At 57.8% G+C, this 23,122-nt stretch carries 22 protein-coding genes; 12 read left to right on the top strand and 10 right to left on the bottom strand.

The features are described from left to right. Positions 1-151: 151 nt before the first annotated feature. Positions 152-553: a hypothetical protein gene (locus tag GFS31_RS14880; RefSeq protein ID WP_198805587.1), complete on the bottom strand. Its 402-nt coding sequence runs from the start codon at positions 551-553 to the stop codon at positions 152-154. 265 nt (positions 554-818) lie between these two features. Between GFS31_RS14880 and pyrE the strand changes: the two genes are divergently transcribed. Both pyrE and GFS31_RS14870 read left to right on the top strand, forming a co-directional pair. Next, positions 819-1,433, top strand: coding sequence for an orotate phosphoribosyltransferase (gene pyrE, locus GFS31_RS14875; protein ID WP_263974844.1), 615 nt, complete (start codon positions 819-821; stop codon positions 1,431-1,433). A 2-nt stretch (positions 1,434-1,435) separates the two neighbouring features. After that, the gene (locus GFS31_RS14870; RefSeq protein ID WP_198805586.1) at positions 1,436-1,912 is read left to right on the top strand and encodes an SAM-dependent methyltransferase; all 477 of its coding nucleotides are present in this window, start codon (positions 1,436-1,438) and stop codon (positions 1,910-1,912) included. Between the two features lie 62 nt (positions 1,913-1,974). On the opposite strand, the gene GFS31_RS14865 is transcribed toward GFS31_RS14870, so the two are convergent. The 3 genes from GFS31_RS14865 to GFS31_RS14855 form a co-directional block, all read right to left on the bottom strand. Beyond that, complete coding sequence (locus tag GFS31_RS14865) at positions 1,975-2,865, bottom strand: ferritin-like domain-containing protein (RefSeq protein WP_198805585.1); 891 nt, start codon at positions 2,863-2,865, stop codon at positions 1,975-1,977. A 163-nt stretch (positions 2,866-3,028) separates the two neighbouring features. Continuing rightward, positions 3,029-4,345: a histidine--tRNA ligase gene (gene hisS, locus GFS31_RS14860; protein ID WP_198805584.1), complete on the bottom strand. Its 1,317-nt coding sequence runs from the start codon at positions 4,343-4,345 to the stop codon at positions 3,029-3,031. Positions 4,346-4,473: 128 nt separating this feature from the next. After that, entirely contained in the window at positions 4,474-4,761 is a 288-nt protein-coding gene (locus tag GFS31_RS14855; RefSeq protein ID WP_198805583.1) for a helix-turn-helix domain-containing protein, read from the bottom strand. 237 nt (positions 4,762-4,998) lie between these two features. Between GFS31_RS14855 and GFS31_RS14850 the strand changes: the two genes are divergently transcribed. Beyond that, a complete protein-coding gene (locus tag GFS31_RS14850) occupies positions 4,999-5,406 on the top strand; it encodes a DUF4168 domain-containing protein (RefSeq protein ID WP_198805582.1) in 408 nt (135 codons plus the stop codon). Positions 5,407-5,534: 128 nt separating this feature from the next. Then, positions 5,535-6,017, top strand: a complete 483-nt coding sequence (locus GFS31_RS14845; RefSeq protein WP_198805581.1) for an adenosine-specific kinase — start codon at positions 5,535-5,537, stop codon at positions 6,015-6,017. An 8-nt stretch (positions 6,018-6,025) separates the two neighbouring features. Here GFS31_RS14845 and GFS31_RS14840 read toward each other — a convergent pair whose 3' ends face one another. Beyond that, entirely contained in the window at positions 6,026-7,429 is a 1,404-nt protein-coding gene (locus GFS31_RS14840) for a Rieske 2Fe-2S domain-containing protein (protein WP_198805580.1), read from the bottom strand. An 86-nt stretch (positions 7,430-7,515) separates the two neighbouring features. Beyond that, positions 7,516-8,478 carry a class I SAM-dependent methyltransferase gene (locus GFS31_RS14835; RefSeq protein ID WP_198805579.1) on the bottom strand — a complete coding sequence of 321 codons (963 nt, stop codon included), beginning with the start codon at positions 8,476-8,478 and terminating at the stop codon, positions 7,516-7,518. Positions 8,479-8,820: 342 nt separating this feature from the next. Between GFS31_RS14835 and GFS31_RS14830 the strand changes: the two genes are divergently transcribed. From GFS31_RS14830 to GFS31_RS14815, 4 genes are all read left to right on the top strand, one after another. Next, a complete protein-coding gene (locus GFS31_RS14830) occupies positions 8,821-9,417 on the top strand; it encodes a fasciclin domain-containing protein (RefSeq protein WP_198805578.1) in 597 nt (198 codons plus the stop codon). A 220-nt stretch (positions 9,418-9,637) separates the two neighbouring features. Beyond that, positions 9,638-11,131 carry an iron uptake porin gene (locus GFS31_RS14825; RefSeq protein WP_198805577.1) on the top strand — a complete coding sequence of 498 codons (1,494 nt, stop codon included), beginning with the start codon at positions 9,638-9,640 and terminating at the stop codon, positions 11,129-11,131. A 385-nt stretch (positions 11,132-11,516) separates the two neighbouring features. Further along, a complete protein-coding gene (locus GFS31_RS14820; protein ID WP_198805576.1) occupies positions 11,517-12,968 on the top strand; it encodes an iron uptake porin in 1,452 nt (483 codons plus the stop codon). An 88-nt stretch (positions 12,969-13,056) separates the two neighbouring features. Continuing rightward, positions 13,057-14,181 (top strand): trans-sulfuration enzyme family protein, encoded by a 1,125-nt coding sequence (locus tag GFS31_RS14815; RefSeq protein WP_198805575.1) that lies wholly within the window; start codon positions 13,057-13,059, stop codon positions 14,179-14,181. 6 nt (positions 14,182-14,187) lie between these two features. On the opposite strand, the gene GFS31_RS14810 is transcribed toward GFS31_RS14815, so the two are convergent. The 4 genes from GFS31_RS14810 to gvpA form a co-directional block, all read right to left on the bottom strand. Next, on the bottom strand, positions 14,188-14,556 hold the full coding sequence (locus GFS31_RS14810; protein WP_198805574.1) for a gas vesicle protein: 369 nt from the start codon (positions 14,554-14,556) through the stop codon (positions 14,188-14,190). Beyond that, positions 14,553-16,826, bottom strand: a complete 2,274-nt coding sequence (gene gvpN / locus GFS31_RS21590) for a gas vesicle protein GvpN (protein ID WP_198805573.1) — start codon at positions 16,824-16,826, stop codon at positions 14,553-14,555. The genes GFS31_RS14810 and gvpN overlap by 4 nt, the downstream gene beginning before the upstream one ends. After that, positions 16,823-18,115, bottom strand: a complete 1,293-nt coding sequence (locus GFS31_RS14800) for a hypothetical protein (protein ID WP_198805572.1) — start codon at positions 18,113-18,115, stop codon at positions 16,823-16,825. Before GFS31_RS14800 ends, gvpN begins: the two co-directional genes overlap by 4 nt. A 296-nt stretch (positions 18,116-18,411) precedes the next feature. Beyond that, positions 18,412-18,630, bottom strand: a complete 219-nt coding sequence (gene gvpA, locus GFS31_RS14795) for a gas vesicle structural protein GvpA (RefSeq protein WP_017300094.1) — start codon at positions 18,628-18,630, stop codon at positions 18,412-18,414. Positions 18,631-18,923: 293 nt separating this feature from the next. Between gvpA and GFS31_RS14790 the strand changes: the two genes are divergently transcribed. The 4 genes from GFS31_RS14790 to ctpC all read left to right on the top strand — a co-directional run bounded on the left by GFS31_RS14790 (position 18,924) and on the right by ctpC (position 23,042). After that, entirely contained in the window at positions 18,924-19,394 is a 471-nt protein-coding gene (locus tag GFS31_RS14790) for a tetratricopeptide repeat protein (protein WP_198805571.1), read from the top strand. Between the two features lie 195 nt (positions 19,395-19,589). Next, positions 19,590-19,838, top strand: a complete 249-nt coding sequence (locus GFS31_RS14785; RefSeq protein ID WP_198805570.1) for a hypothetical protein — start codon at positions 19,590-19,592, stop codon at positions 19,836-19,838. Positions 19,839-20,310: 472 nt separating this feature from the next. Further along, on the top strand, positions 20,311-21,540 hold the full coding sequence (ispG, locus tag GFS31_RS14780) for a (E)-4-hydroxy-3-methylbut-2-enyl-diphosphate synthase (RefSeq protein WP_198805569.1): 1,230 nt from the start codon (positions 20,311-20,313) through the stop codon (positions 21,538-21,540). A 203-nt stretch (positions 21,541-21,743) separates the two neighbouring features. Further along, positions 21,744-23,042: a carboxyl-terminal processing protease CtpC gene (ctpC, locus tag GFS31_RS14775; protein WP_198805568.1), complete on the top strand. Its 1,299-nt coding sequence runs from the start codon at positions 21,744-21,746 to the stop codon at positions 23,040-23,042. Positions 23,043-23,122 lie beyond the last annotated feature (80 nt).

Here is a 23,122-nt window from a genome sequence, read left to right as displayed (position 1 = left end):
TTTATGGCGAGATCGGCTCTACAAAGCAGTCCCTCTCTCAATTTGAGAAAGGGACTTTGTGGGAATCTGAAATTTTGAGTGCGGGGTAGGGAACCCTATCCTAAGCGGATCCTTCCACTCAAATGTTCGTCCTTGTTTGAGGTCTATGTTCCTAGAAACGCTCGAAGATAAACTCAGTGCCAACGAGGGGAACCTGGGTGCTGGGCATGGTCAGCAGGGATGAACTGTAGGGGTTGGCCAGATCGGGAACTCGCAGGGTTGGATCGGCGGTGTTTTGCAGACGCATTAACTCGCGGAAAACTGCTGAGGTGGCATGGGCATCCCACTCAAGTTCTTTCTCAGGGAAACCAAAGCCTACGATTCTAGCCCCTTGGCGGCTAATGGTGCGATTGCTAAAGAAATCACCTGAGTAGGTGGACATCAGATCGTCAAAGGCATCTGGGATCGTTGGCAGTTGGGGCTGCGCCTCTTGGGCCAGGGCGGCTGGGGCAAAGGCGAGGGTTGCGGCCATCAGGCCTACCATGCTAGAAACCTGCGCTAGTCGAATGGCCATAGCCATGCCTCCTCAGAACTGTACAGAACAGTGGACGTGATAGTGACCGGACGACCAGCCGCTGGAGCGCCACCAGAGGTCGTTGAGCACACTCCTTCACCCCCTTTATATCGCAAAGGCTGAAAAGCGACACAGGTTTCTCGACGTATTGTTACCGAAGCAATAGCCGATTACAGTGATAAAGCGGTAGGGCGCACCCCATTTCGATGACAACCAGATCCCTCACCGCCGCCATTTCTCTTCTTCACCGATCACGACCGACACCATGACTGACTTCTCGCCTCAATACCATGGCCCCGACCTTGCCCAGATGGAAACCGGGGCCTTGCGGCTGGCGCTACTCGACCTGATTTGCCAAGGAGCCTACCAGGAGGGAGACTTTGTTCTTACCTCGGGGCAGCGCAGCACCTACTATATCAATGGCAAGCTGGTGACGCTCCATCCTCAGGGGGCGCTGATGCTGGGGCGGCTGATGCTAGAGCAGGTTGGGCCAGAGGCGTTGGGGGTAGCGGGGCTAACCCTGGGAGCGGATCCGATGGTGTCTGCCGTTAGCCTGGTGGCGATGTATGGCGGGCGGCAACTGTTCCCGCTGATCATTCGCAAAGAGGCCAAGGGCCACGGTACCAAAGCCTACATCGAAGGGGTGAGCCTGCCCGCTGGCAGCGTGATTACGGTGCTGGAGGATGTGGTGACGACGGGGCAATCGGCCCTAAAGGCGGTGGAACGGCTCCAGGCGGCGGGCTACCAGGTGGATCGCATCTTGGCGCTGGTGGATCGGCAGCAGGGTGGGGCCGAACTCTACGCCGAGCGAGGGCTGGCCTTTACGGCGCTGTTTGCCCTACCCGAAATCCAGGCTCACTGGGCCAATCGGAACGCCTAGCCATGGCCCATCCCCGTCCTGATATTGCCTTTATCCCTACGCCCTCGGATGCCGTGGCGGCGATGCTAACTTTAGCCGAACTCACCCAGGCGGATCGAGTCTACGACCTCGGCTGTGGCGATGGTCGGCTGCTAATTCAGGCGGCGACGGTCTATGGCATCAGCGGCGTGGGCATTGATATCAACCCCGATCTGCTGGCCCAGGCTCGTCTCGATGCTGAGGCGGCGGGGGTGGGGGATCGGCTCACGTTCCGTCAAGGCAATTTGTTTGAAGCCGATGTGCGGCAGGCGACGGTGGTGCTGATTTACTTATTACCCCACCTCAATCTGCGCCTACGGCCCCACCTGCTCAGTCACCTCCAGCCCGGTGCCCGGATTGTTTCCCACCAGTTTGATATGGACGACTGGCCCCCAGAAACAACGGTAAAGCTGGAACCCTCCGAAGAGGATTCCGTGCTGTACCGCTGGCGCATAGCCTAGCCCCCTGGGGCCGATCTAGACAGCCTGGAAATGCCCCCAGGGTCTAACGTCGAGGCTACGGCCTAAGCATCGGTGGCCACGGGGCGCTTCTGGATGCCCTCAAAGAACATGGGCACAAAGGTGTTCATGAAAGCGTTGGGATCGCGCTGCCAAGCCTTTTGAGCCGCCGTGAGACGGGTTTTTTGGAGTTCTGGGGCCAACAGCGTGGCGGGCAAACGCTCCATCAGGTAGGCCGGACGCTCCCAGATGGGCAGGGTGTTCGCAATCTCCACCAGCTTGTTTACGCGGCGCAGTTCGGCCCCTAGGGTGATGTCCATGCCAGACTCAAAGGCGGTTTGCTCGATGGCGGCATATTTGCGCTTGGCTTGCTCCACCTTTTGGCGACTGGCAGGGCTACGGCGGGCAATTTCAGCCAAACGGCGGGTGCCCCAGCGCACGTGGCCCGCTTCCTCTGGCAAAATCCGCTCGATGGTTTCACGGATTTTGACGTTCTCAGGGGTTTGGGGCGCAGCCTTTAGGGCGTGAATGTGGGCTGCAAAGTACTCGCAGCCCCGCTTTTCGGTGACATTAATCGCCACCAAGGCCGCAATGATGGCGTCTTCAAGCTGATGCTCGCCCTTAAAGCTCTCTTGGTCGATCAGCCGCTCAAACTCATCAATATAGGACATCCCTGGGGGCGTGTTGACCTCAGCCCCTAGGTCAATCAGCAGTTCAGTCAGCCATAGGGCGTGGCGCGATTCCTCCAGCACATGGCGAGAAAGGTCTTTGATCAAGTCAGGGGCATGGCCATTCAGGCTTTCAATGACATCGGTGAGATCCTTACAACTGCGCTGCTCGTTGTAGCGATAGCGGTTGAGGGTGATGTAGTGAACTTCCTGATCCATCACCACTCGCTGCATGACATCGCGGGCGCTGAGGGTGTTGAGGAATTTTTTGGGGTAAGTAACGGTCATGGATATGATGAAGTTTTATGAAGGGCTAGGAGAATTTTAACGCACCTTTTTTGGCCCTAGGAAGCCCAGGGCGAATTCTGTCAGCAACCGCCGCCTCGATTTAAGGGGCGAATGCTTAGAGGTCGAATATTTCAGCCGAGTTCTCAGCGGTCGAACGTAGCGCCTAGAGAGCTACCGTTGCCTTGAGTTGTTGACGCAGCGTATCTACATCGGCCAGCAGATCGGCCTGAGCAAGGCTGCTTTGTTCGCCAGATTTCAGCCACTTGATCTGCACCGTGCCCTGGGCGGCTTCGTCATCGCCGAGGATGAGGCAGGCGGCGGCACCGCTGCGGTCGGCCCGTTTGAACTGTTTGCCAAAGGCGGAACCACTGAGGTCGAGATCCACCGCTAGGCCATGATTGCGTAGGGCTTGGGCCAGTTTGAGGGCGTTGGCTTCGGCGGTTTCCCCACGGGAGACCACGTAGAGGTCGGGGCTGGGGGCGGAGACGGTTTGCAGTTGGGCCAGCAGCAGAGTGAGGCGTTCTAGACCAATGGCCCAACCCACCGCCGGGGTGACGGGGCCACCCAGTTCCTGCACTAGGCCGTCGTAGCGACCGCCGCCGCAGACCGTGGCCTGGGCACCGAGGTCGCTGGACTGAATTTCAAAGGCGGTGTGGGTGTAGTAATCCAGGCCGCGCACCAGGCGAGGATTTAGCACAAACTCAATGCCGAGGTCGCTGAGTTGGGCCAGCACCCGGTCAAAGTGGCGTTTGGAGTTTTCGCCCAGGTAGTCCAAAATGCTGGGAGCATCGGCGGCGATGGCCTGGGTTTTTTCGTCCTTGCTGTCGAGGATGCGTAGGGGATTGCGGCTGAGGCGATCCTGAGAATCGGCATCCAGGTCGGCCTTGAAGGGGGTGAGGTAGTTGACCAGGGCTTCCCGGTAGCGTTGGCGGTCGTCCCGGTCGCCGACGGAATTGAGGTTAAAGGTGAGATTTTTTAGGCCCAGCCGTTGCAGCAGGTCGGTGGCGAGGAGAATCACCTCCACATCGGCCCTGGGGTCGGCGCTGCCCAACACCTCCACGCCAATTTGGTGAAACTGGCGCTGACGACCTTTTTGGGGTCGTTCGTAGCGGAACATGGGGCCGCAATACCATAGCCGTTGTACCCCGCCCTGGGCCTGGAGGCTGTGCTGAATGTAGGCCCGCACCACCCCGGCTGTACCTTCGGGACGCAGGGTGCAGGAGCGATCCCCCTTGTCCAAAAAGGTGTACATTTCCTTGCCCACCACGTCGGTGGCTTCGCCGATGCCGCGCTCAAACAGGGCGGTTTGCTCGAAGGTGGGGGTGCGAATTTCTTGGTACACCGCCCGCTGGAACAACTCCCGCGCCGTCGCCTCCACCCATTGCCAGGTGTGGATGTCGGCCACCTTCAGGTCTTGGCCCACCCGCTGGGGCAGGGGCAAAATGTCTTCCGTTCCGGGCAGGGATTGAATCGACTCCATAGGGCAGCTCAAATCGGCATGGCAGAAGGATCATCATACCCCGTGGAATTCCGCTTTTGGCAGGGAAATCTTGGCCGTCATGGACATGACCATCCCTGAAACCATGGGTGCCGTAGTGCTTAACTGGGCTAGGCTTTGGCGTCGCTAGTGGGCCATTCGGGCAGGACGCAGCAGTTCACCTCATCCACACACACCTTGCCCGACTGCAAGGCCCAGCGGAACAGCTCTACACGGTTGCCCGTGGCGGTTTTGGTCAAAATATTGCTGATGTGGTTATCCACAGTGCGCTTGCTAATTTCGAGCTTTTCCGAAATCTCTTGGTTGGTCAGCCCAGCGGCCACCAGCTCCACGATTTGCAACTCTCGATCCGAGAGACTAGTCTGCCCAGCTACGGAAGATGCATCGTCGCTCGCCATGGCACTCTGCTCCTAAAATACGTATTTATGCTTACCTCTCTTACCACTATACGTCGTTATTTCCGTCCTGTAGGCCATGGGCGGAATTGGTCTACGCAGGCGAATCTAGCGCGAAACCAGCGGGGATCACGATCCACGGTGTTGATGAGGACGATCAGCCCTCTCAGACCTGTGATCCCCGGTAGCCCCTCAGGGGTTGGGGTTGGGGTTGGACTTTGCCAGTTCTGGCGTTGGCTGATGGCGCTGGTCTTGGCGCTGGCCTTGACGTTGCCCCTAAGCTTAACGGCATGGCCGGGATGGGCAACGGCGGAAACAGGGACAGCAGTGTTGGAAGAGTCCAGCCTAGCCACCCCGACCAAAACCCAGCCCGACGCCAGTGCGGTGCCCTCGGAAACGGTGAGCCGTTTTGTTAATGCCTATTTAGAGGTGGTAAAGCTGATTGAATCGCGGGAGGCCAGCCTGCAAAGCGCCGAAACCGATACGGAATCTCGCCAAATGCAGCAGGAAATTCAGGCGGAGGCCGTCGCCCTGATTCAGTCCCACGACCTGACGCTGCAAGCCTACTGGGAACTGCTGGGCTTGGCCAATAGCGACCCCGAATTTCGAGAACGGGTGCTGGCCCAGATCGAAGAAGCTGGCCTGTAACCTTCAATCCAGATGGCGATCCTCAAGCCTGTAAAACTCAAGATTTCTGACGTTTTGCCGATGGTTTGGACTGGTCTGGGGTATCTTGCAAAGCAGGATTAAGGCCAGGTGCTAGCCAAGGAGAAATCATGGAATTGAAGACCGTTACGGTGACTCTGCCGGAGGGCAGCAACGTCATTTTGGGGCAAACCCACTTCATCAAAACCATTGAGGATCTCTACGAAATCATGGTGGGCACCTCGGCCCAGGTGAAGTTTGGCATCGCCTTTTGCGAAGCCTCTGGCCCCTGTCTAATTCGCACCGCAGGCAATGACGATGATCTCCTTGCCGCTGCCGTCCAAAATGCCCAGGCCATTGGCGCGGGCCACAGTTTTATCATTCTGCTGCGGGACGCCTTCCCCATCAACTTCCTCAACGCCATTAAACAATGCCCGGAGGTGTGCCAAATCTACTGCGCCACCGCCAATCCGCTAGAAGTAATCGTGGCGGAATCGGCCCAGGGGCGGGGCATTTTGGGCGTGATTGACGGCTTCTCCCCCAAGGGCGTGGAAGGGCCAGCGGATATCCAGGCTCGTCAAGGGTTTCTGCGCCAAATTGGCTACAAGCTGTAGGGCTGGCCCTAGCTCAAGTTCCGGGGCGGCAGGGCACGACCTTCAGAAAACTGGCGTTCTAAACGCCCCAACCACAGCCACAGAGCTCCGGCGATCAGGGGAAGTCCGGTCAATAGGGCACCGCCCCAAACGGGTAAATGTCCCGCCAGGGCCACGGTGAGGGGAATCATCGACCAAGTGCCCGCGCTGCCGATTAGCAATCCGGTGCGGATGGTTTGAATCCGCTTCAGCGCCACCCGACAACTGCCGCAGTGCTGGGTGTGAGAAGAGTAGCGATCCAGCAGCGCTGCTTTGGTCTGCTCTGGCGGCAGGGGTTGACCAGGGAAGGGATCGGCTTGGAAATCGCTTAGCCACTTGCGGTAGGCCAGCACGTAGCGATCCGCCTGGGTGGGCAGGTAGCAGGCTTGGGCGTAGGGTTTGGCCCCGGCTTTTTCCAGCTCACGTTCTTGGATGTGCAGAAAAATTTGGTCGTCCTCTAGCACGCCGTTGTTGCCAATGTGGCTAAACCAGCGCGGGGTGAGTTTGATGAAGAACCCCGGCAATTTAGAGGAAAACTTGAAGGGAAACCGTGCAAACAACCGACATTCGCCCTTGCGGATGGGGGTGGCATAGACCACGGTGAGGGTGCGGCCAAATTGCTGGGAGGTGAGGTCGTGGTACATCAGCCCCGGTGCCACAAAGGTGGTGTGCTGGGTGCCCAGTTTGCCCTTGCGCGGGCCTTCGGGCCAAAGCCCCCGGAACCCCTGCTTCGAGGATTCCACGACTTCCATTTCCATCGGCGCGGCGTTCTCCCGGTTGCCCACGGTTTTGTGGTGGGTGTAGGGGATGTGGCTGGCGTCGAGGACGTTTTCGAGCAGCGTCAGGGCGTCGTAGGGCAAGTCGCGAAAGGTGTTGAGCATCACCCAGCCGTCGGGCTCTTCCTCCACCGGGCCGATGATGGGCACTTCCACCTGGGGCGCGTTTTCCGCCTTGCCGGGATAGACAAACAGCAATCCCTGCCGCACCGTCGCCGGAAGGGCCAGGGCGCAGGCCCGTGAGGAAATCTGAGACTGGGTGTCCGCAGGCTGCTGGGGGATGTGTTCGCAGGTACCATCCCCCGCAAAGGCCCAGCCGTGATAGGGGCATTCCAACAGTCCGGCTTCATTCACCCGACCCTCCGACAGAGGTGCGAGGCGGTGGGGGCACTTGTCCTCAAAAACGTGCCAGGTGGCCGCTTTGGGATCCCACCAAATCACCAGCCCTCGATCCAGCAGGGTAAAGCGAGTGGGAAGGGCCTTGTCCAAGTCCTCCACGTAGGCCACCGGATACCACGCCTCGGCCACGTCAAAGCGGTTGGGGTCGGGGCCACCCGCAGGCAAGCCCTGGGGCATGGGTTCACGCAAGATATCCGAGGGAATGGAAGTGGCCGTCATGGTAGTCCACACTGCGTCGTCGGTACCCTTCTATTGTGTTACAAAACTTCGCAGTCTGTGGCTGGCCGACGGATTCGCCGATGGATTTACAGCGGTTTGCAGCCCACCATCACCCGGTGACGAGCGCTGTTTTGGGTCATGCTGGGCGGCTCGAAGCCAGCGGACTCAAACTCGGCGGCCATGTCTAGGGCAAAGTATTCATCGAGGTAGGGCTCGGTGCTTTTCAGCAGCGTGAGCACGAAGGCGGGCATTTTCTTGTACACCTCGGACTGCGGGTTCATATCCATGATGGCGAAATGGCCACCGGGTTTCAGCAGCCGATGGGCCTCTTGCACAATGGCGCGGGCAGCGGTTTGGGGTAATTCGTGGAACATCAAACAGGCGGAAACCAGGTCGTAGGAAGCAGCGGGGAGTCCCGTATCCTCAGCGGCGGCATGGTGCCAGGTGATCGCAGGGGGCTGAGCTTCCTGGCGTTCCTGCTGGCGATATTGGGCCACGGCCAAAAAGTAGGGAGACAGATCCACCCCGATGACGTTGGCCTGGGGATAGAGGGCTTGCAGGGTTTCGGTGCTCATGCCCACACCGCAGCCTAAATCCACAATGGACTGGGGAACTTGGGATAACTGAGCCGTCAACACATTGTGGTAGCTCTGGCGAAGTTGGGCATCGCCGCTGGCTCCAGCCCCCGGCCACAGCTTGGCATGGACAGCCATGGCGGCCACTTCCACTTCCATCGCAGGTTGCCAGCCGAGGTTGCCTTCGTCGTAGGCATGAAAACTGGTGGTGTAGTAGTCAGGATATTGCAGGGTGGGGTTTTGGATGGCCTCCAAATCCGCCTGCCACTGGGGCGAGAGGTCTACGGATCCCGATACACCTTCCTGGCGAGTCCGCAATTCGGCCACCCTTCCTTCCCAGGACACGCCAATGGCCGCTGCCCGTTTCACCATCATGGCGCGGGCGCGACCCTTGGCCACCGCCCACAGGGGTTTGATGGCCAGCACTTGGTTAACCAGGGCCGAGGTAAGACTAGGGGCAGAGGTCACAGTCATGGCATTAGAGACCAGGTAAAGCTTGTGGAGTTAGCCCCTATTTTAAGCCGCCGGGACACAGCCTCCATGCCCCTCTCCGGGATCACGTTAGCCCTTTTCGATTCCCAGCCCATGGCCATTTCACCGCAAGAGCTAGGGCCATTGGGCGCTTTGAAAGTCTGCCAGAAGGCTAGGGAGAGGTCTGCCTTTAGACAGAGGAAGCACTGAGAGCGAATTCGCTACGCTGCTGAACAGTGCTGGTAATCAACCATCCAGCCACCGACGAAAACCGTGCTATTGCGGCCTAGTCGGCACCTAGTTTGCTCCTTTACTAAACACAACGCAACGAGGATTCTTGCCATCATGACTACTCTTTCCTTCTCCAGTCTCAAGCGTCTGACCATTGGGGTAATTGGCGTTGGGGCGCTGAGCCTGATGGCGGCCTGCGGTTCGTCGGCGGATATGACCACCGACGCCACCGTCTCTGATGAGGCACCCATGGCAGCGGAGGGCTCAGATTATGGCGCGACTGCCGGAAACACCGTGGTCGATATTGCCGCTAGCGAAGACGATTTCACCATCCTGGTGCAGGCCATTGAAGCGGCTGAACTCACCGAAACCCTGGCCAGCAGCACCCCCATCACTGTGTTTGCCCCCACCAATGCCGCCTTCGAGGCACTGCCAGAGGGTGCCCTAGAAGCCCTGCTGCAACCGGAGAACCAGGATGCCCTGCGCCAGGTGCTGAGCTACCACGTTCTGCCCCTGGAAGTACCCGCCGCTGAAGTGACCACTGGGGAAGTCCCCACCGCTGCTGGCGCACCCCTCACCCTAGTGGTAGACGAAGCCACCGGAACAGTGATGGTCAACAACGCCCAGGTGATCATGACGGATATCATGGCCAGCAACGGCATCATCCACGCTATCGATCAGGTGGTTCTACCCCCCGACCTGTCTCTCTAGGGCGGCAACGATAGGGATTTTTAACCTCAGAATAGACAAAGATTAATCTGTCTTTGAGGTTACTCTCCTCCAAAACTTGATAGGATGCCATCGGCTACGGAGTATAGGCTCTGTAGCCGTTGTGTGTAGGAGCAAGACGTCCTGGGACATTGTCCCCGTCTAGCCCCGAAAATCCATTCAACCAACCTTCAACTCTGAGGGTGTGAGGAGAGATAACCGAATGTCTAAACTTCTGTGGAAAGCTTTGCTAGCTGCTCCCGCTGCGGGTGCTGCTTTCGCTGTGTCTAGCGTTGCCGTTGCCGCTGAGACTGCCCCTAACCTGAACCTAAGCGTTCAGGCTGAGCCCATCCAACTGGCTCAAATCACCAGCGTCTCTGAACTGACCGATGTGTCCCCCTCCGACTGGGCCTTCCAAGCGCTGCAAAGCTTGGTCGAAAACTACGGCTGTATTCAGGGCTACCCCAACCGCACCTTCCAAGGCAACCGCAGCCTGACTCGTTTCGAGTTTGCCGCTGGTCTGAACGCCTGTTTGGATGTGATGGCGGTGCTGATTTCCCAGTCCGGCATTCCTCCCGAAGAACTGGCGGCCATCCGTCGTCTGCAAGAAGAATTCCAAGCTGAACTGGCTACCCTGCGCGGTCGTGTGGATGCCCTGGAAGCTGAAACCGCTACCCTCCGTGCCCAGCAGTTCTCCACCACCACCAAACTGCGGGGGCAGGCCGATGGTCAACTCATCGTGCCCTTCGACAGCATGGAAGTTCCGAGCGTGCAAGACAGCTTCAGCTTTGAAGGTCGGGCTCGCCTGAACTTTGACTCCAGCTTCACCGGGCAGGATCGCCTGCGGATCCGCCTCCAGTCATCCAGCGGCAACAGCGCCCTCAACCCCGCCTTCGGTGGATTGGCCAACTCCAGCGGCACCGTCACCGGAACCTCCTTTGACGTTATCGTTGATGACTTCTTCTACCGCTTCCCTGTCACCAACCGCATCACCGCTACCCTAGCTGCTCGTGGGATGCAGGGTAATGACTGGGTGACGAGCACCATCGTTCCCTACGATGGCCCCGCCGTCGCCGATGCCAGCGGCCCCCAATTTTATGACCGGGGCGGCATCACCTCCAACGCCGTGGGTGGTGGCGTCAACATTTCCTTCACCGATAGCATTGTGCTGGATTTGGGCTACAGCTCGGCCTACGGTAACGCCGGAAGTCCTGCCGTTGGTGTCTTTGACTCTCGCACCCCCCAAAGCATCATTGCTCAGTTGAACTTCATTCCCGAAGGCCCCTTCAACGCCGCGTTGGTCTACATGATGAACAACCGTTCTTCCACCTTTGCCCTCGACAACACGGGCATCGGGGCACCAGGGGGTAAAACCAACACCTACGCAGGGCTGGTCAGCTTCGACTTTGGCAGCTTCTTTGTGGGTGGCCATGGGGCCTTCCAAGACTTCCAGGGTGGAGACGACTTTAACTGGACCGCTGGTGGCGGCTTCAACGATCTCTTCATCGAAGGATCCCAACTTGGCGTGTACGGTGGTCAACTGCCTCAAATGCGCGGCTACACTGGCAACCCCTGGCTGGTGGAAGGCTACTACCAACTTCCCGTCAGCCAATTCCTGACCATTACCCCCGCCATCATCTATGGGGATGCAAACCCCGTAGCGGCTGGAGACGACCGGGGGCTGTGGGGCGTTATCCGCACCACCTTCCGCTTCTAGGTTGAGGAATCCCTCGTCCCATGGCTGGAGGGGTTAGGGCTAGACTCTAGCCCCTTCCCACGAAGATTCCCCTGGCTTTGTCGAAAGCCAAGGGAATCTCAAAAACCTCGATCTCCCCAATTTTTCAGGAATTTAGCCTAAGTCCTCCCAGAACCGGGAACTTCTCCAAAAACAGCACGTCTCAGGCGTATGTCTCACCAAGAAGTAGATTTTGATCTAGTCGCGGTGAGGGATATCTGTTAGATTAGACGTGATCAATACGTCGCTTTGGCCTTCTGGCCGACTCGATGCTGTTTATCACAATAGTTCGCCAGCGAAAAAACGGCCTGTTCCCTGGATAACTGAAACTATAGCCTTCTTGAAAGGTGTGAGGAGAGATAACCGAATGTCTAAACTACTTTGGAAAGCTTTGCTAGCCGCTCCTGCTGCGGGTGCAGCATTTGCCGTGTCTAGCGTTGCTGTGGCGGCTGAGTCGGCCCCCAGCATGAACGTCAACTTCAGTGCCGAGCCCGTCCAACTGGCTCAAATCACCAGCGTCTCTGAACTGACCGATGTGTCCCCCTCCGACTGGGCCTTCCAAGCGCTGCAAAGCTTGGTCGAAAACTACGGCTGTATTCAGGGCTACCCCAACCGCACCTTCCAAGGCAACCGCAGCCTGACTCGTTTCGAGTTTGCCGCTGGTCTGAACGCCTGTTTGGATGTGATGGCGGTGCTGATTTCCCAGTCCGGCATTCCTCCCGAAGAACTGGCGGCTATCCGTCGTCTGCAAGAAGAATTCCAAGCTGAACTGGCTACCCTGCGCGGTCGCGTGGATGCTCTGGAAGCTGAAACCGCTACCCTCCGTGCCCAGCAGTTCTCCACCACCACCAAACTGCGCGGTCAAGCCGATGGCACCATCATCGCGCCCTTCAACAGCGTGAATGCCCCTGGTGTGGAAGACAGCTTCAGCTTTGAAGGTCGGGCTCGCCTGAACTTTGACTCTAGCTTCACCGGAAACGACCGTCTGCGGATTCGTCTGCAAAGCGGCGCTGGCAACAACGCCCTGGCTGGATTCCAAGGTCTGGCTAACAGTGGTGGTGATGGCAACTACGATGTCACCGTTGACGACTTCTTCTACAGCTTCCCCCTCGGCAACCGGGTAGACGTGACCCTAGCCGCGCGTGGTTTGTCTGGTGATGATTGGGTGACGAGCACCATCGTTCCCTTCGATGGCCCCGGTGTTGCCGATGCTAGTGGTCCTCAATTCTACGACTTTGGCGGTAGCTCTGCTGCTGGTCCTGGTGCAGGCGTCAACATTGCCTTCACCGATAGCGTTGTCCTGGATTTGGGCTATAGCTCTGGCCCTGCCTCCAATAACCCCGCCATCGGCGTGTTTAACTCCGGTAGCCAAAGCATCATTGCCCAGTTGAACTTCGTCCCCGAAGGCCCCTTCAACGCGGCTCTGACCTACATGCGGAACAACCTGTCCTCTCAGTTTGTTGGTGGAAACGTTGGCTACACCAATACCTACGCTGGTCTGGTTAGCTTCGACTTCGGTCGCTTCTTCGTGGGTGGCCATGCCGCTTGGCAAGACTTCAACGGTGGCGATGACTTCAGCTGGACGGCTGGCGCTGGGCTGAACGACCTCTTCCTCGAAGGGTCTCAGCTGGGTGTTTACGGTGGTCAACTGCCTCAAGTGATCGGTACCTCCAATCCCTGGATCATTGAAGGTTACTACGAAATTCCCTTCAACCAGTTCCTGACCGTTACCCCCGCGCTGATCGCTGGCGATGCTAACATCGCTGGTATTGATAGCCGTGGTCTCTGGGGTGTCATCCGTACCACCTTCCGCTTCTAGGTTGACTTGGCTCTAAGCTAGTCAGCGATAGATTGAAAGCCCTGCCATAGAGACAGGGCTTTTTCGTATATTGATTTGTAGGTCAACTATGCATTTTGAGACAGAGCTTGTTCATAGCGGCAGGGCGATTGACCCCGCTACGGGAGCGTTAGTATCCCCCATCCACCTCTCCACTACCTTCGAGCGAGGGGTAGATGGCTCCTACCCCCATGGGTATGTCTACGGGCGCAGTGGCAATCCTAACCGTCAGATGTTGGAAACAGCTTTGGCAAAACTAGAGTTGGGATGTGATGCCGCCGTGTTTGGGTCGGGGTCAGCCGCTACCTTTACGCTGCTGCAAGCGCTTAGGGCTGGGGATCACGTGGTGGCTCCCCAAAATGTCTACTTTGGCATTCAAGAAATTTTGGCCAAAATCCTGGCTCCTTGGGGATTGCAATACACCTTGGTAGATACGACAGATCTGGCAGCGGTGGCGGCAGCTATCCAGGCCAATACCCGCCTCATTTTGGTAGAAACACCGTCCAACCCCCAATTGGCTGTGACGGATATTCAGGCCGTGGCCGACCTAGCCCATCAGGCAAACGCCTATCTCGCTTGCGACAGCACGATTCCGTCCCCAGTCCTGCAACAGCCCTTAGAGCATGGCGCAGACTTCGTCATCCACGCCACGACTAAATATTTGGCAGGCCATAGCGATGTCATTGGTGGCGCTGTGATTACCAAGGATCCTAATCCACTGTTCGACCAACTGCGGCTAATCCAAGGGGTGGGCGGTGCAATTCCCTCTCCCTTCGACTGCTGGCTGACCCTGCGCGGGCTGTCTACCCTAGCGCTCCGGGTGCAGGCCCAAAGCCAGTCAGCTTTAACTTTGGCCCAATGGCTAGCCAATCACCCCGCTATTGATCGGGTGCTCTATCCGGGACTAGCAGATCATCCCGGTCACAGCATTGCCCAGCGACAAATGACAGGCGGCTATGGCGGGGTGCTGTCTATTTTGGTAAGCGGAGGACAGGCAGCGGCCCTTGCTGTGACAGCCAAGACCCAGCTTTTTGTCCGCGCCACAAGTTTTGGTGGCCCCCACAGCACCTTAGAACACCGGGCTTCCATCGAGGCACCGGGTAGCCAGACGCCCGTCAATTTGCTGCGCCTTTCCATTGGCCTGGAGCATCCCCAAGACTTGATGGCTGACTTAGATCAGGCTTTACGTGGTTAATAGGATCTAGTTGGTTGGCCCCTCGTTGGGCGAAGGGGTGGACGGCTCGGCGGAGCGCAAGGATCGCAGTTCGCGCTCTAGTCCTTCAATGCGATCTAAAAGTTGCTGATTAGTCTGCATTAATTCCTGGGCGCGGCTGCTGAGGTAGGGGTCGGTCTCCCACCAGTTGATGCCGATTTCGCGGGCCTTATCCACCGAAGAAATCAGCAGGCGAATGCGGATGCTCAGCAGTTCCGTAGACCCCACGGAGATGGAGATATCGCCTGCGATGACAATGCCCTTATCGAGCACCCGCTCTAGCACATCCACCAGGGACGAGCTTTGGGTAGCGGTGGTGATGCGGGCAGCTTGGGGACGAGGGGCAGGGGTAGTCACAGAAGTTCCTGATATTCAGCGCGAATTTGGTAGACCGATGGCCGTTGACCATCTGCCCCTTTCTCAATTAGCCCTTGATCCAGCAAGGACTTGAGGGCATTCACCACCTGGAACCGGGTTAGGCCCAGGTCGGTTTCAATGCGAGAAAAGGAGGCTGACCCTACAGTATCCAAAAAGTTGAAAATCCGCTCTTCAATCGGGCTCTCGGTTGGGGGTGAGGGTTGCGTTGCCGCACCATTCCCATTGGCCAACCCGTTCCCATTCGCCGGACTATCCACCATCACCGGAGCAAAGGCTTCGGGTTCAGCCGCCGCGACGGTGACGACAGGAGCCGCAACGAAGGTTTCTTGGGTGGCTAAAGAAATCGTATCAACCACGGTCTCCCCGGTAGCGAAGGACGCAGAGGCGTCATCGGCGGCGATGGTCTCACCCATTCCTTCGTCAAGGCTTTGTGGAATCAAATCCGCGTCGGCGGGGGCGGGTTCCTCTAGAAACGCGGCTTCGGTGAAGGTCAGATTTTCTTGGGGTTCATCCTCCGGGAAAGGCTGCTCTTCAAAAACAGGCTGCTCTTGGCTGGCTTCCTCTAGGAACGGTTCGTCCTCTAAAAAGACCGCTTCCTGGGAAGACTCATCCCAAAACACTTCTTCCTGGAGAATCGACGACTCGAAAACAGCCAATTCTTCAATCACCGCGTCCTCTAAGGTGGCTTCTGCGGCGATAGGCTCATCTTCCTCTAGGGTGGTTTCCTCTAGGACGGCCTCCTCTAGTGCGGGTTCCTCTAGAGCGACTTCCGTGATCGGGATTTCCATACCCACGGGTTCCGTCAGATCAGAGGTTTCAGCCGCAGGTTCTTCAACCGCCAGTTCTTCAGCCGCCAATTCTTCAGGGGCAGGTTCTTCAAGGACAGCCGATCCAGCCACCGTTTCCTCAAAAGCAGGGATTTCCTGAACGGCTTCGAGGGGAGGGGCAACGGCCTCAACCGCCACTACTTCTTCCGTTGCGGGTTCAGGTTCGATAACCGCTTCCTCTAGGACGGGTGCCGCTGTTTCTAGAACGGGTTCTTCTAGAACAGGCGCTTCTAGGACAGGCTCCTCCAAAACAGGTTCGTCTTGGGTCAGTGCTTCTTGGATGGGCTCTTCCAGAACAGGCTCTTCCAGGATAGCCTCTTCCACGGCAGGTTCTTCTAGAACGGGTTCTTCGACAGGAGTCTCTTCTAGGACAGGCGTTTCTAGAACGGGGTCTTCAACAGGGGGCTCCTCAAGAACAGGGGGCTCCTCGATGGCGGCATTATCGACGGGAGGCACATCCTCGCTGTCGTCTTCGCCGTGGAGGCGGACGATTCGCTGGGCCTGACCACCCTGCAACTGTTCCGCTACGCCCACTTGGGAGGCCACAAACTGGTTGAATAATTCCCACAGGCGGCGGGTAGCTTCGGGGAGGGGGTGCTTGGAGCGGGTCAGCAGAATATCGCTGCACACATCCCGAAAGTCGGGATTTTCCGCCAGGGGGATGATGCCGTGATCGTTGCAGATGGTGGCGATCATCAAGCTGGGCCGCAGGCTGGAGACCATATCCGGGGCGGCATCGGCCTGGAACATCCTGACGATACGCACAATTTGCGTCGCCGCGATGGGGTCGAGGCCCACCTTTTGGGTCAAAATTTGCTGCTGGGCCAGTTCGTCGGGCTCTGGCATGTTGATGGTAATCAGCCGATCCTGGAGGGCATCCTGGGTGCCGTGGACGCCGCAGTATTCCTCTGGGTTGGAGGTGAAAATGGCCCGAAAATGGGGGCTCACCCGGATATATTCCGAGCGGTTTTGGGTGGGGGGCAGCACCAGCAGCTTTTCCTCCAGGGCCGACAGCAGGACGTTGTTCACCTCTGGGCGCGAACGGTTAAATTCGTCGTAGACCAGAGTGAAGCCCTCCCGGCAGGCCAGGGTCAGGCGCGAGTCAATCCAGTTGTGGCGCAGTTCGTCCTCCACCTTCATGACGCTGTGGATGTAGTTATCCACCACCTTTTTGCGGGTATAGCCCGACTGACTGCCGATCAGGTCGGAGGTTTTGAACTCATCATCGCCAAACAGCAGCATGATGGGCCGACCGAGGAGATCGGCCAGGTGCAGGGCCAGGGTGGTTTTGCCCGTTCCGGCTGGCCCTTTGAGGTGAACGGAATACCCCGACTTGAGGTAGCGCAGGGTGCGAAAGGCGGTTCGTTCTAGGGTGGGGGTCGAAACAAAGTTCCGGGGGCGGGCTTGTAGGACGGTGTTCACAGAAGCGCTTCCTCTTTCGCGAGATAGGTGCGGTCTTGTTTAACGATCAAACCTTTTTGAATCAAGGCATGGAGGGCATCGACGGCCTGGAATCGGGTAATGCCAAGCTCGGTTTCAATTTCGCTAATGCGGGCACCATTGGCCAGGTGCAGATAGTTGTAGACCACCTCTTCTAGGGTAGGCGAATCGGCTTTGGCCACGGGGGGCGCGGCCACGGCCACAGGAGCATCGACCACAGCCACAGCGGCCTCAACCGGGGGCATCACCGTGGCGACGGGTTCCGCCTGGGGTACGGGTTGGGGAATGGCCTGGGGCGCGGTCACAGACGCGACAGGAGCCGGACTGGGGGCCGGACTGGGAACAGCGGCTTTTGTCATGGTGGGTTGTGCGGCTTTAGGCGTTGCCACCGGACGGGCTGGGGCCACGGGACGGGTAGGACGGGTCACGGCGGCGGGTCGGGCGGTGGCCGTAGGTTTAGGGGCGGGTTTGGGTGCAGGCTTGGGCGTTACCCTAGGGGCGGCTTGCTGCACCTTGGGGGGAGAGTAGCGCACCGCTCCGGTGCCCCACACTTGTTCGGTTACGGCAGCACGTTGTTCGGCGAGGTGTTGACGAAACCCGGCCAGTTCCTCAAACATGGCCTCCACCCGCTCGGTGAGAGCTTGGCGATCTTGCTGGCGCTTTTCCTGTTGCTCAATTTCGGCAATCTGGCGCTCCACGGTAATCTCATCGAGGGTTTGGCTCACGTCGGCCTTGAGGTTGGCCACGTAATCCGCCAGTTCCGGCAGCAGTTCGGCTCGCATCATGGCCTGATCTTGACGATAGCCCGCCAGATCCACCGCCGTTTGCTTTTGGATGGTCTCTACTTCCTGCTGAATCTGGCGCAAATCCTGGGCAATATCCAGACGCAGTTCATCCACGGTGTCGCTCAGGTCTTGGCGATCCTGGGCTAATTTTTGCCGAGTAATGGCCGCACTCAGTTCGCGATCTGCCTGATGGTCAGCCAAGAGGGCTTGGGTTTCGGCCTGAAGCTCCTCGGTGTAGCGCTGGAGGGCTTGGCGGAGCGGCGGAATTTGGGCCAATCGGTCTTCGGTGGTTTGGTTCAGCCACTCGGCGGTCTCGATCCGCAGGGCTTCGGCCATATCCGAGAGGTGCTGGTGCAGTTCCGTGGCCTGGGTGAGGCGGTCATCTTGCCAAGCCTCTAACTCGACCTGCACCTGCTCCCGTCGCTCGGCCACCTCCTGCTGACGGAGGGTGCGAGCGTTTTGCCATTGTTCATAAAGTGCTGCCACAGGACTGCTCTCCCTTGAGATAAACATTCAAAAACAGACCTCGGCAACCCGGTGGGGTTGAGGGAGCCGACGCCTGAGAAGACAACAAATTTCTGTCCCCTCACGGCAGAAATCAGCAAGCAGGGATAGGTTGCCCTCACCCCCAGCCCCTCTCCCCCATGGGAAGGGGGGCCGGAACGTCCTTCAAAGTCCCTCTCCCAAATTGGGAGAGGGATTTAGGGTGAGGGCCAAGGTGTTTTTGATGTACCGAGTACCCTGTTGCCTGATGGGACGGGTTAGGTCGCAGAACGACTAACCTATGCAGCGGGGACAGCAGCCTGGGCGGTGAGGCCAACGGCTTCAGCGTACTTGAGGTAGGTATCAACGGAGGCGATCACGACACGGGCTTCAATGGCCAGCAGTTCAATGCCCACCAGAGAAACGCGAACCCACGCATCAACCACAATCCCTTTGTCCAGGATGCGGTCAACAACTTCGGCCAAGCTAGAGGAAGAGTTTACTTTTTCAACAGCCATGGTTTGAACCCTTAAACAGTGAAGTGTGTTCAGTGAAATCGATACGGACGGCGATGCGCCCACGGGTACGCCCGTTGGCTTAGGATGAGGCCAAGTCAGCGGGCCACAGGTAAGGTCTATAACCCTACCCATTTGTAGTCTGCCCACTTCAGAATCTAGACTCACACTCTCAGCACAAGGCTTTATGTTTTGTTACTTAAATATTTAAATTCGCTTTCAATCGGCGAGACCTGGTGCATTGATGGTGCTCCTGGGTACGATAAGAGGCCTAGTGATGTGATAGGCACGACGCCATGGATTCCCCCATTGTTGACCGCTTGCTGGATGCGCTGAAGGCCGCTGACCCCCAGCACCGGGAAACCGCCACCGAGCAGCTTTGGCAACTGTGGTTCAACCAAAAGGGTGCCCAGGGCTTTCGCAATCTCCAGCACAGCCAAGCCCTGATGGACAAAGGCTACCTCACCGATGCCGAGGCCCTGCTGTCTCAGATCATCGCCGACCTCCCCGACTTTGCCGAAGCCTGGAACCGTCGGGCCGTCCTCTACTATATGCAAGACCGCTACCTGGAAGCCATTGCTGACTGTCAACGGGTGATCGAGCTGGTTCCCTACCACTTTGGGGCGTTACACGGGTTGGGGCTGTGCCATGCGGCCCTGGGGCAATATCCCCAAGCGATCCAAGCCTTTCGCCAAGCTATCGCCGTCCAGCCCTACGCCATCACCAACCAGCGCCTTTTGCTAGAATACACCGCCCGCCTGAGCTAGGCCAGTTTCCATAATGTGTAGTGCGTTCATCGGGGATGTAGGGTCAGAGACGTGAACGCAACCCAACTCGCTGGAGGATGCGAAGTGTTTGGTGGATTGGCCTAGCCCGACAAACGCCCCTAGGATTTGCGGGTAGCAGGGCATGGGGCGGACGCCATAGAATTGAGCTACTGACCGGATTACCCTCTGATTGCCATGGCTACATCCCTTGAAGACGCACTCAACACCGTCAGTCAACTGACCCCAGATCAACAAGCCATGCTGGTTGAAATCATTCACAACCGCCTCATTGAATCCCGTCGAAGGGAAATTGCTGGAGAGGCAAGGGCATCCATAGCAGCCTTCCATGCAGGTGAGCTACACCCTCAGTCAGCGGCAGCTATCATTGCCGAATTGCAACGCCTCTCTGAGAAGACCCATGAGGCTATTGGTACTCACGCCTAGGTTTAAGCGTGCTTATCGCAAGTTCGTCGCCCGTGATGCCAAGCTCCAGAAACGAGTTGAAGCTACCCTCCAGCAGATGGAGGAAGACGTCTTTGCATCAACGTTAGCGACTCATTCGTTAAAAGGCGAACTGTTGGGGCTTAGAGCGTGTTCCTGTGGATACGATTGCCGCATTGTATCTTCGATTGAAACAGACCCCAACACTCAGGATGAAGTGATTCTTTTGTTGGACGTTGGCACCCACGATGAAGTCTACTGAGGGCAGAGCATCGCAAAAAGGCAGGGTAGATAAATGCCTCGCCGCCCATCAATCCCTACCATCGACGCAATCTAGGCTTTAAAGGGGCCATTCTGTGGCACTCTGGAATGTGAATAATGGCGTGTTTCCTCGGTTAGCGGTCATCCCATAGGGCGATTCGGCTAACTTGGTATCTTCTATCGGCAACCCTCCGGCAACCCTAGAGCAAAGGCTATGCAAACCCTTCCCAATCCTGTCTCCCAGGCTTCGACCCATCCTGCCTTTGACCCCTTCGATACCACCATCCACCGTCGCAAGACCCGTCCGGTGCCCGTGGGCAGCGTCACCATTGGCGGGGGCCATCCCGTGGTGGTGCAGTCCATGATTAACGAAGACACCTTGGATATTCAGGGTTCCGCCGCCGCCATCCGCCGCCTGCACGAGATTGGCTGCGAAATTGTGCGCGTCACGGTGCCCAGCATGGCCCACGCTAAAGCCCTGGCCGACATTCGCAAAATTCTCGAAGACACCTACCAGCCCGTGCCCCTGGTGGCCGACGTTCACCACAACGGCATGAAAATCGCCCTGGAAGTGGCCAAGCACGTCGATAAAGTCCGCATCAATCCCGGCCTCTACGTCTTTGAAAAACCCCAGGCCGACCGCACCGGATATACCCAAGAAGAATTCGACGACATCGGCCACAAAATCCGCGACACCCTCAAGCCCCTGGTGGAATCCCTCCGCGACCAGGGCAAATCCATGCGCATCGGCGTCAACCACGGCTCCCTCGCCGAGCGGATGCTGTTCACCTACGGCGACACCCCCGAAGGCATGGTGGAATCGGCCCTAGAATTTCTCCACATCTGCGAATCCCTAGATTTCCGCAACCTGGTGATCTCCATGAAAGCCTCGCGGGTGCCCGTCATGCTGGCTGCCTATCGCCTGATGGCCAAGCGCATGGATGACCTCGACATGGACTACCCCCTGCACCTGGGCGTCACCGAAGCCGGGGACGGTGAGTATGGCCGGATCAAATCCACCGCTGGCATTGCCACCCTGCTAGCCGAGGGTATTGGCGACACCATCCGCGTCTCCCTCACCGAAGCGCCAGAGAAAGAAATCCCCGTCTGCTACAGCATTTTGCAGGCGTTGGGTCTCCGCAAAACCATGGTGGAATACGTCGCCTGTCCCTCCTGCGGGCGCACCCTGTTTAATTTGGAAGAAGTACTCCATAAAGTCCGTGAGGCCACCAAACACCTGACTGGTCTGGATATTGCGGTGATGGGCTGCATCGTCAACGGCCCCGGTGAAATGGCCGACGCCGACTATGGCTACGTGGGCAAAACTCCGGGCTACATCTCCCTCTACCGAGGCCGCGACGAAATCAAAAAAGTGCCCGAAGACCAAGGGGTGGAAGAACTGATCAACCTGATTAAGGCTGACGGTCGCTGGGTTGATCCGTAGCCCAAGCATGGACGTCATCATTGGATGAGGCCGATTCCTAGATGCTGAGCATCCTCTCAGCATCTAGGATGTCTGGCCTGGTCATAGTCTTTGGCCATGGCCTGCGGCCCATTGTTAAGGACAGATTCTTCTCTGTCTGCCTGCCCCTCCCAACTTGATAGTCTGTGCTAGATTGGGCGTAATTAGCTGCAAAATCACTTCCCATGACTATCGCAAAGCGAGGACTGATGTTAGGTGCAACTGCTCTGGCCGTAGCTGCTGTCACTGTAACGGGGGCAGGCATTCATCTGTCTCAAAGCAAAGCCTTCTTCCAAGAGAGCCCCAAGGAACTGATTGACGAAGTATGGCAGCTAATTAACCGTAACTACGTCGATGCCACCTTTAATCAGGTGGATTGGGAAGCCGTTCGCACGGAATTTCTAGGGCGCGAGTATAGCAGCCAAGAAGAAGCCTACGCCGCCGTGCGGGAAATGCTGGAACAGCTTGAGGATCCCTACACCCGCTTCATGGATCCTGAAGAGTTTCGCAATATGCAGATTGACACCTCCGGTGAGCTTACTGGGGTAGGGATTCAAATCTCCCAGGACGAGGAAAGTAAGGAAATTGTGGTGGTTGCGCCCATCGAAGATACCCCAGCCTTTGAGGCCGGGATTCGCTCCCAGGATGTGATCCTACAAATTGACGGCGAATCCACCGAGGGTATGGAGCTGAATGATGCCGTCAGCCGCATTCGGGGGCCAGTCAACTCCGAGGTCGTGCTCACCATCCGGCGCGGAGAAGAAACGCTGGAAGTGCCGATTATTCGCGCGCGCATCGAAATTCACCCGGTTCGCCATAGCGTTCAGCCAGGGCCAGAGGGGCCAGTGGGCTATATCCGCCTAACTCAGTTCAGCGCTAATGCCGCCAGCGAAATGAGCGAAGCCATTCGTGACCTAGAAGCCCAAAACGTCACAGGATACATTCTAGATCTCCGGTCTAACCCCGGCGGACTGCTCTACGCCAGCATTGACATTGCCCAAATGTGGCTCAATGAAGGCACCATCGTCTCCACCGTCAATCGTCAAGGCGTGGTCGATGAAGAGGTGGCCAGCAATCGTGCCCTGACGACCCGGCCCCTCGTGGTCATTGTGGATGGCGGCTCAGCCAGCGCCAGTGAAATCCTCTCTGGAGCCCTACAGGACAACCAGCGGGCGGTCTTGGTGGGCACACGCACCTTTGGTAAGGGTCTCGTGCAGTCGGTACGCAGCTTAGCTGACGGCTCTGGGGTAGCTGTAACGGTGGCTAAATATCTTACCCCCAGTGGCCGAGACATCAACCGACACGGCATTGAACCCGATATCCCGGTGGAACTAACGGAGGAGCAGCGCGAACGGCTAGCCTCAGAGCGGGATCTCATTGGCACGGCGGAGGATCCGCAGTTTTCAGAGGCGCTGAACGTGCTGACGCAGGAAATTCAAGAAGCCCGTCGAAATAACAATGTGACAACGGCACCCGCCAATTAGCGGTTTTTCGTGCGGTTTAGAGAGCGGTGTGGAGGATGACGCTGGCGGCTCTTCAGCCCTCGGTTCACCTCCCGTCCTGG

This window comes from Leptolyngbya sp. BL0902, from assembly GCF_016403105.1.
In the GTDB taxonomy this organism is placed as follows: domain Bacteria; phylum Cyanobacteriota; class Cyanobacteriia; order Phormidesmidales; family Phormidesmidaceae; genus Nodosilinea.
Note: the sequence above shows the minus strand (reverse complement) of the source record. Positions and strands in the feature narration are given on the sequence as shown.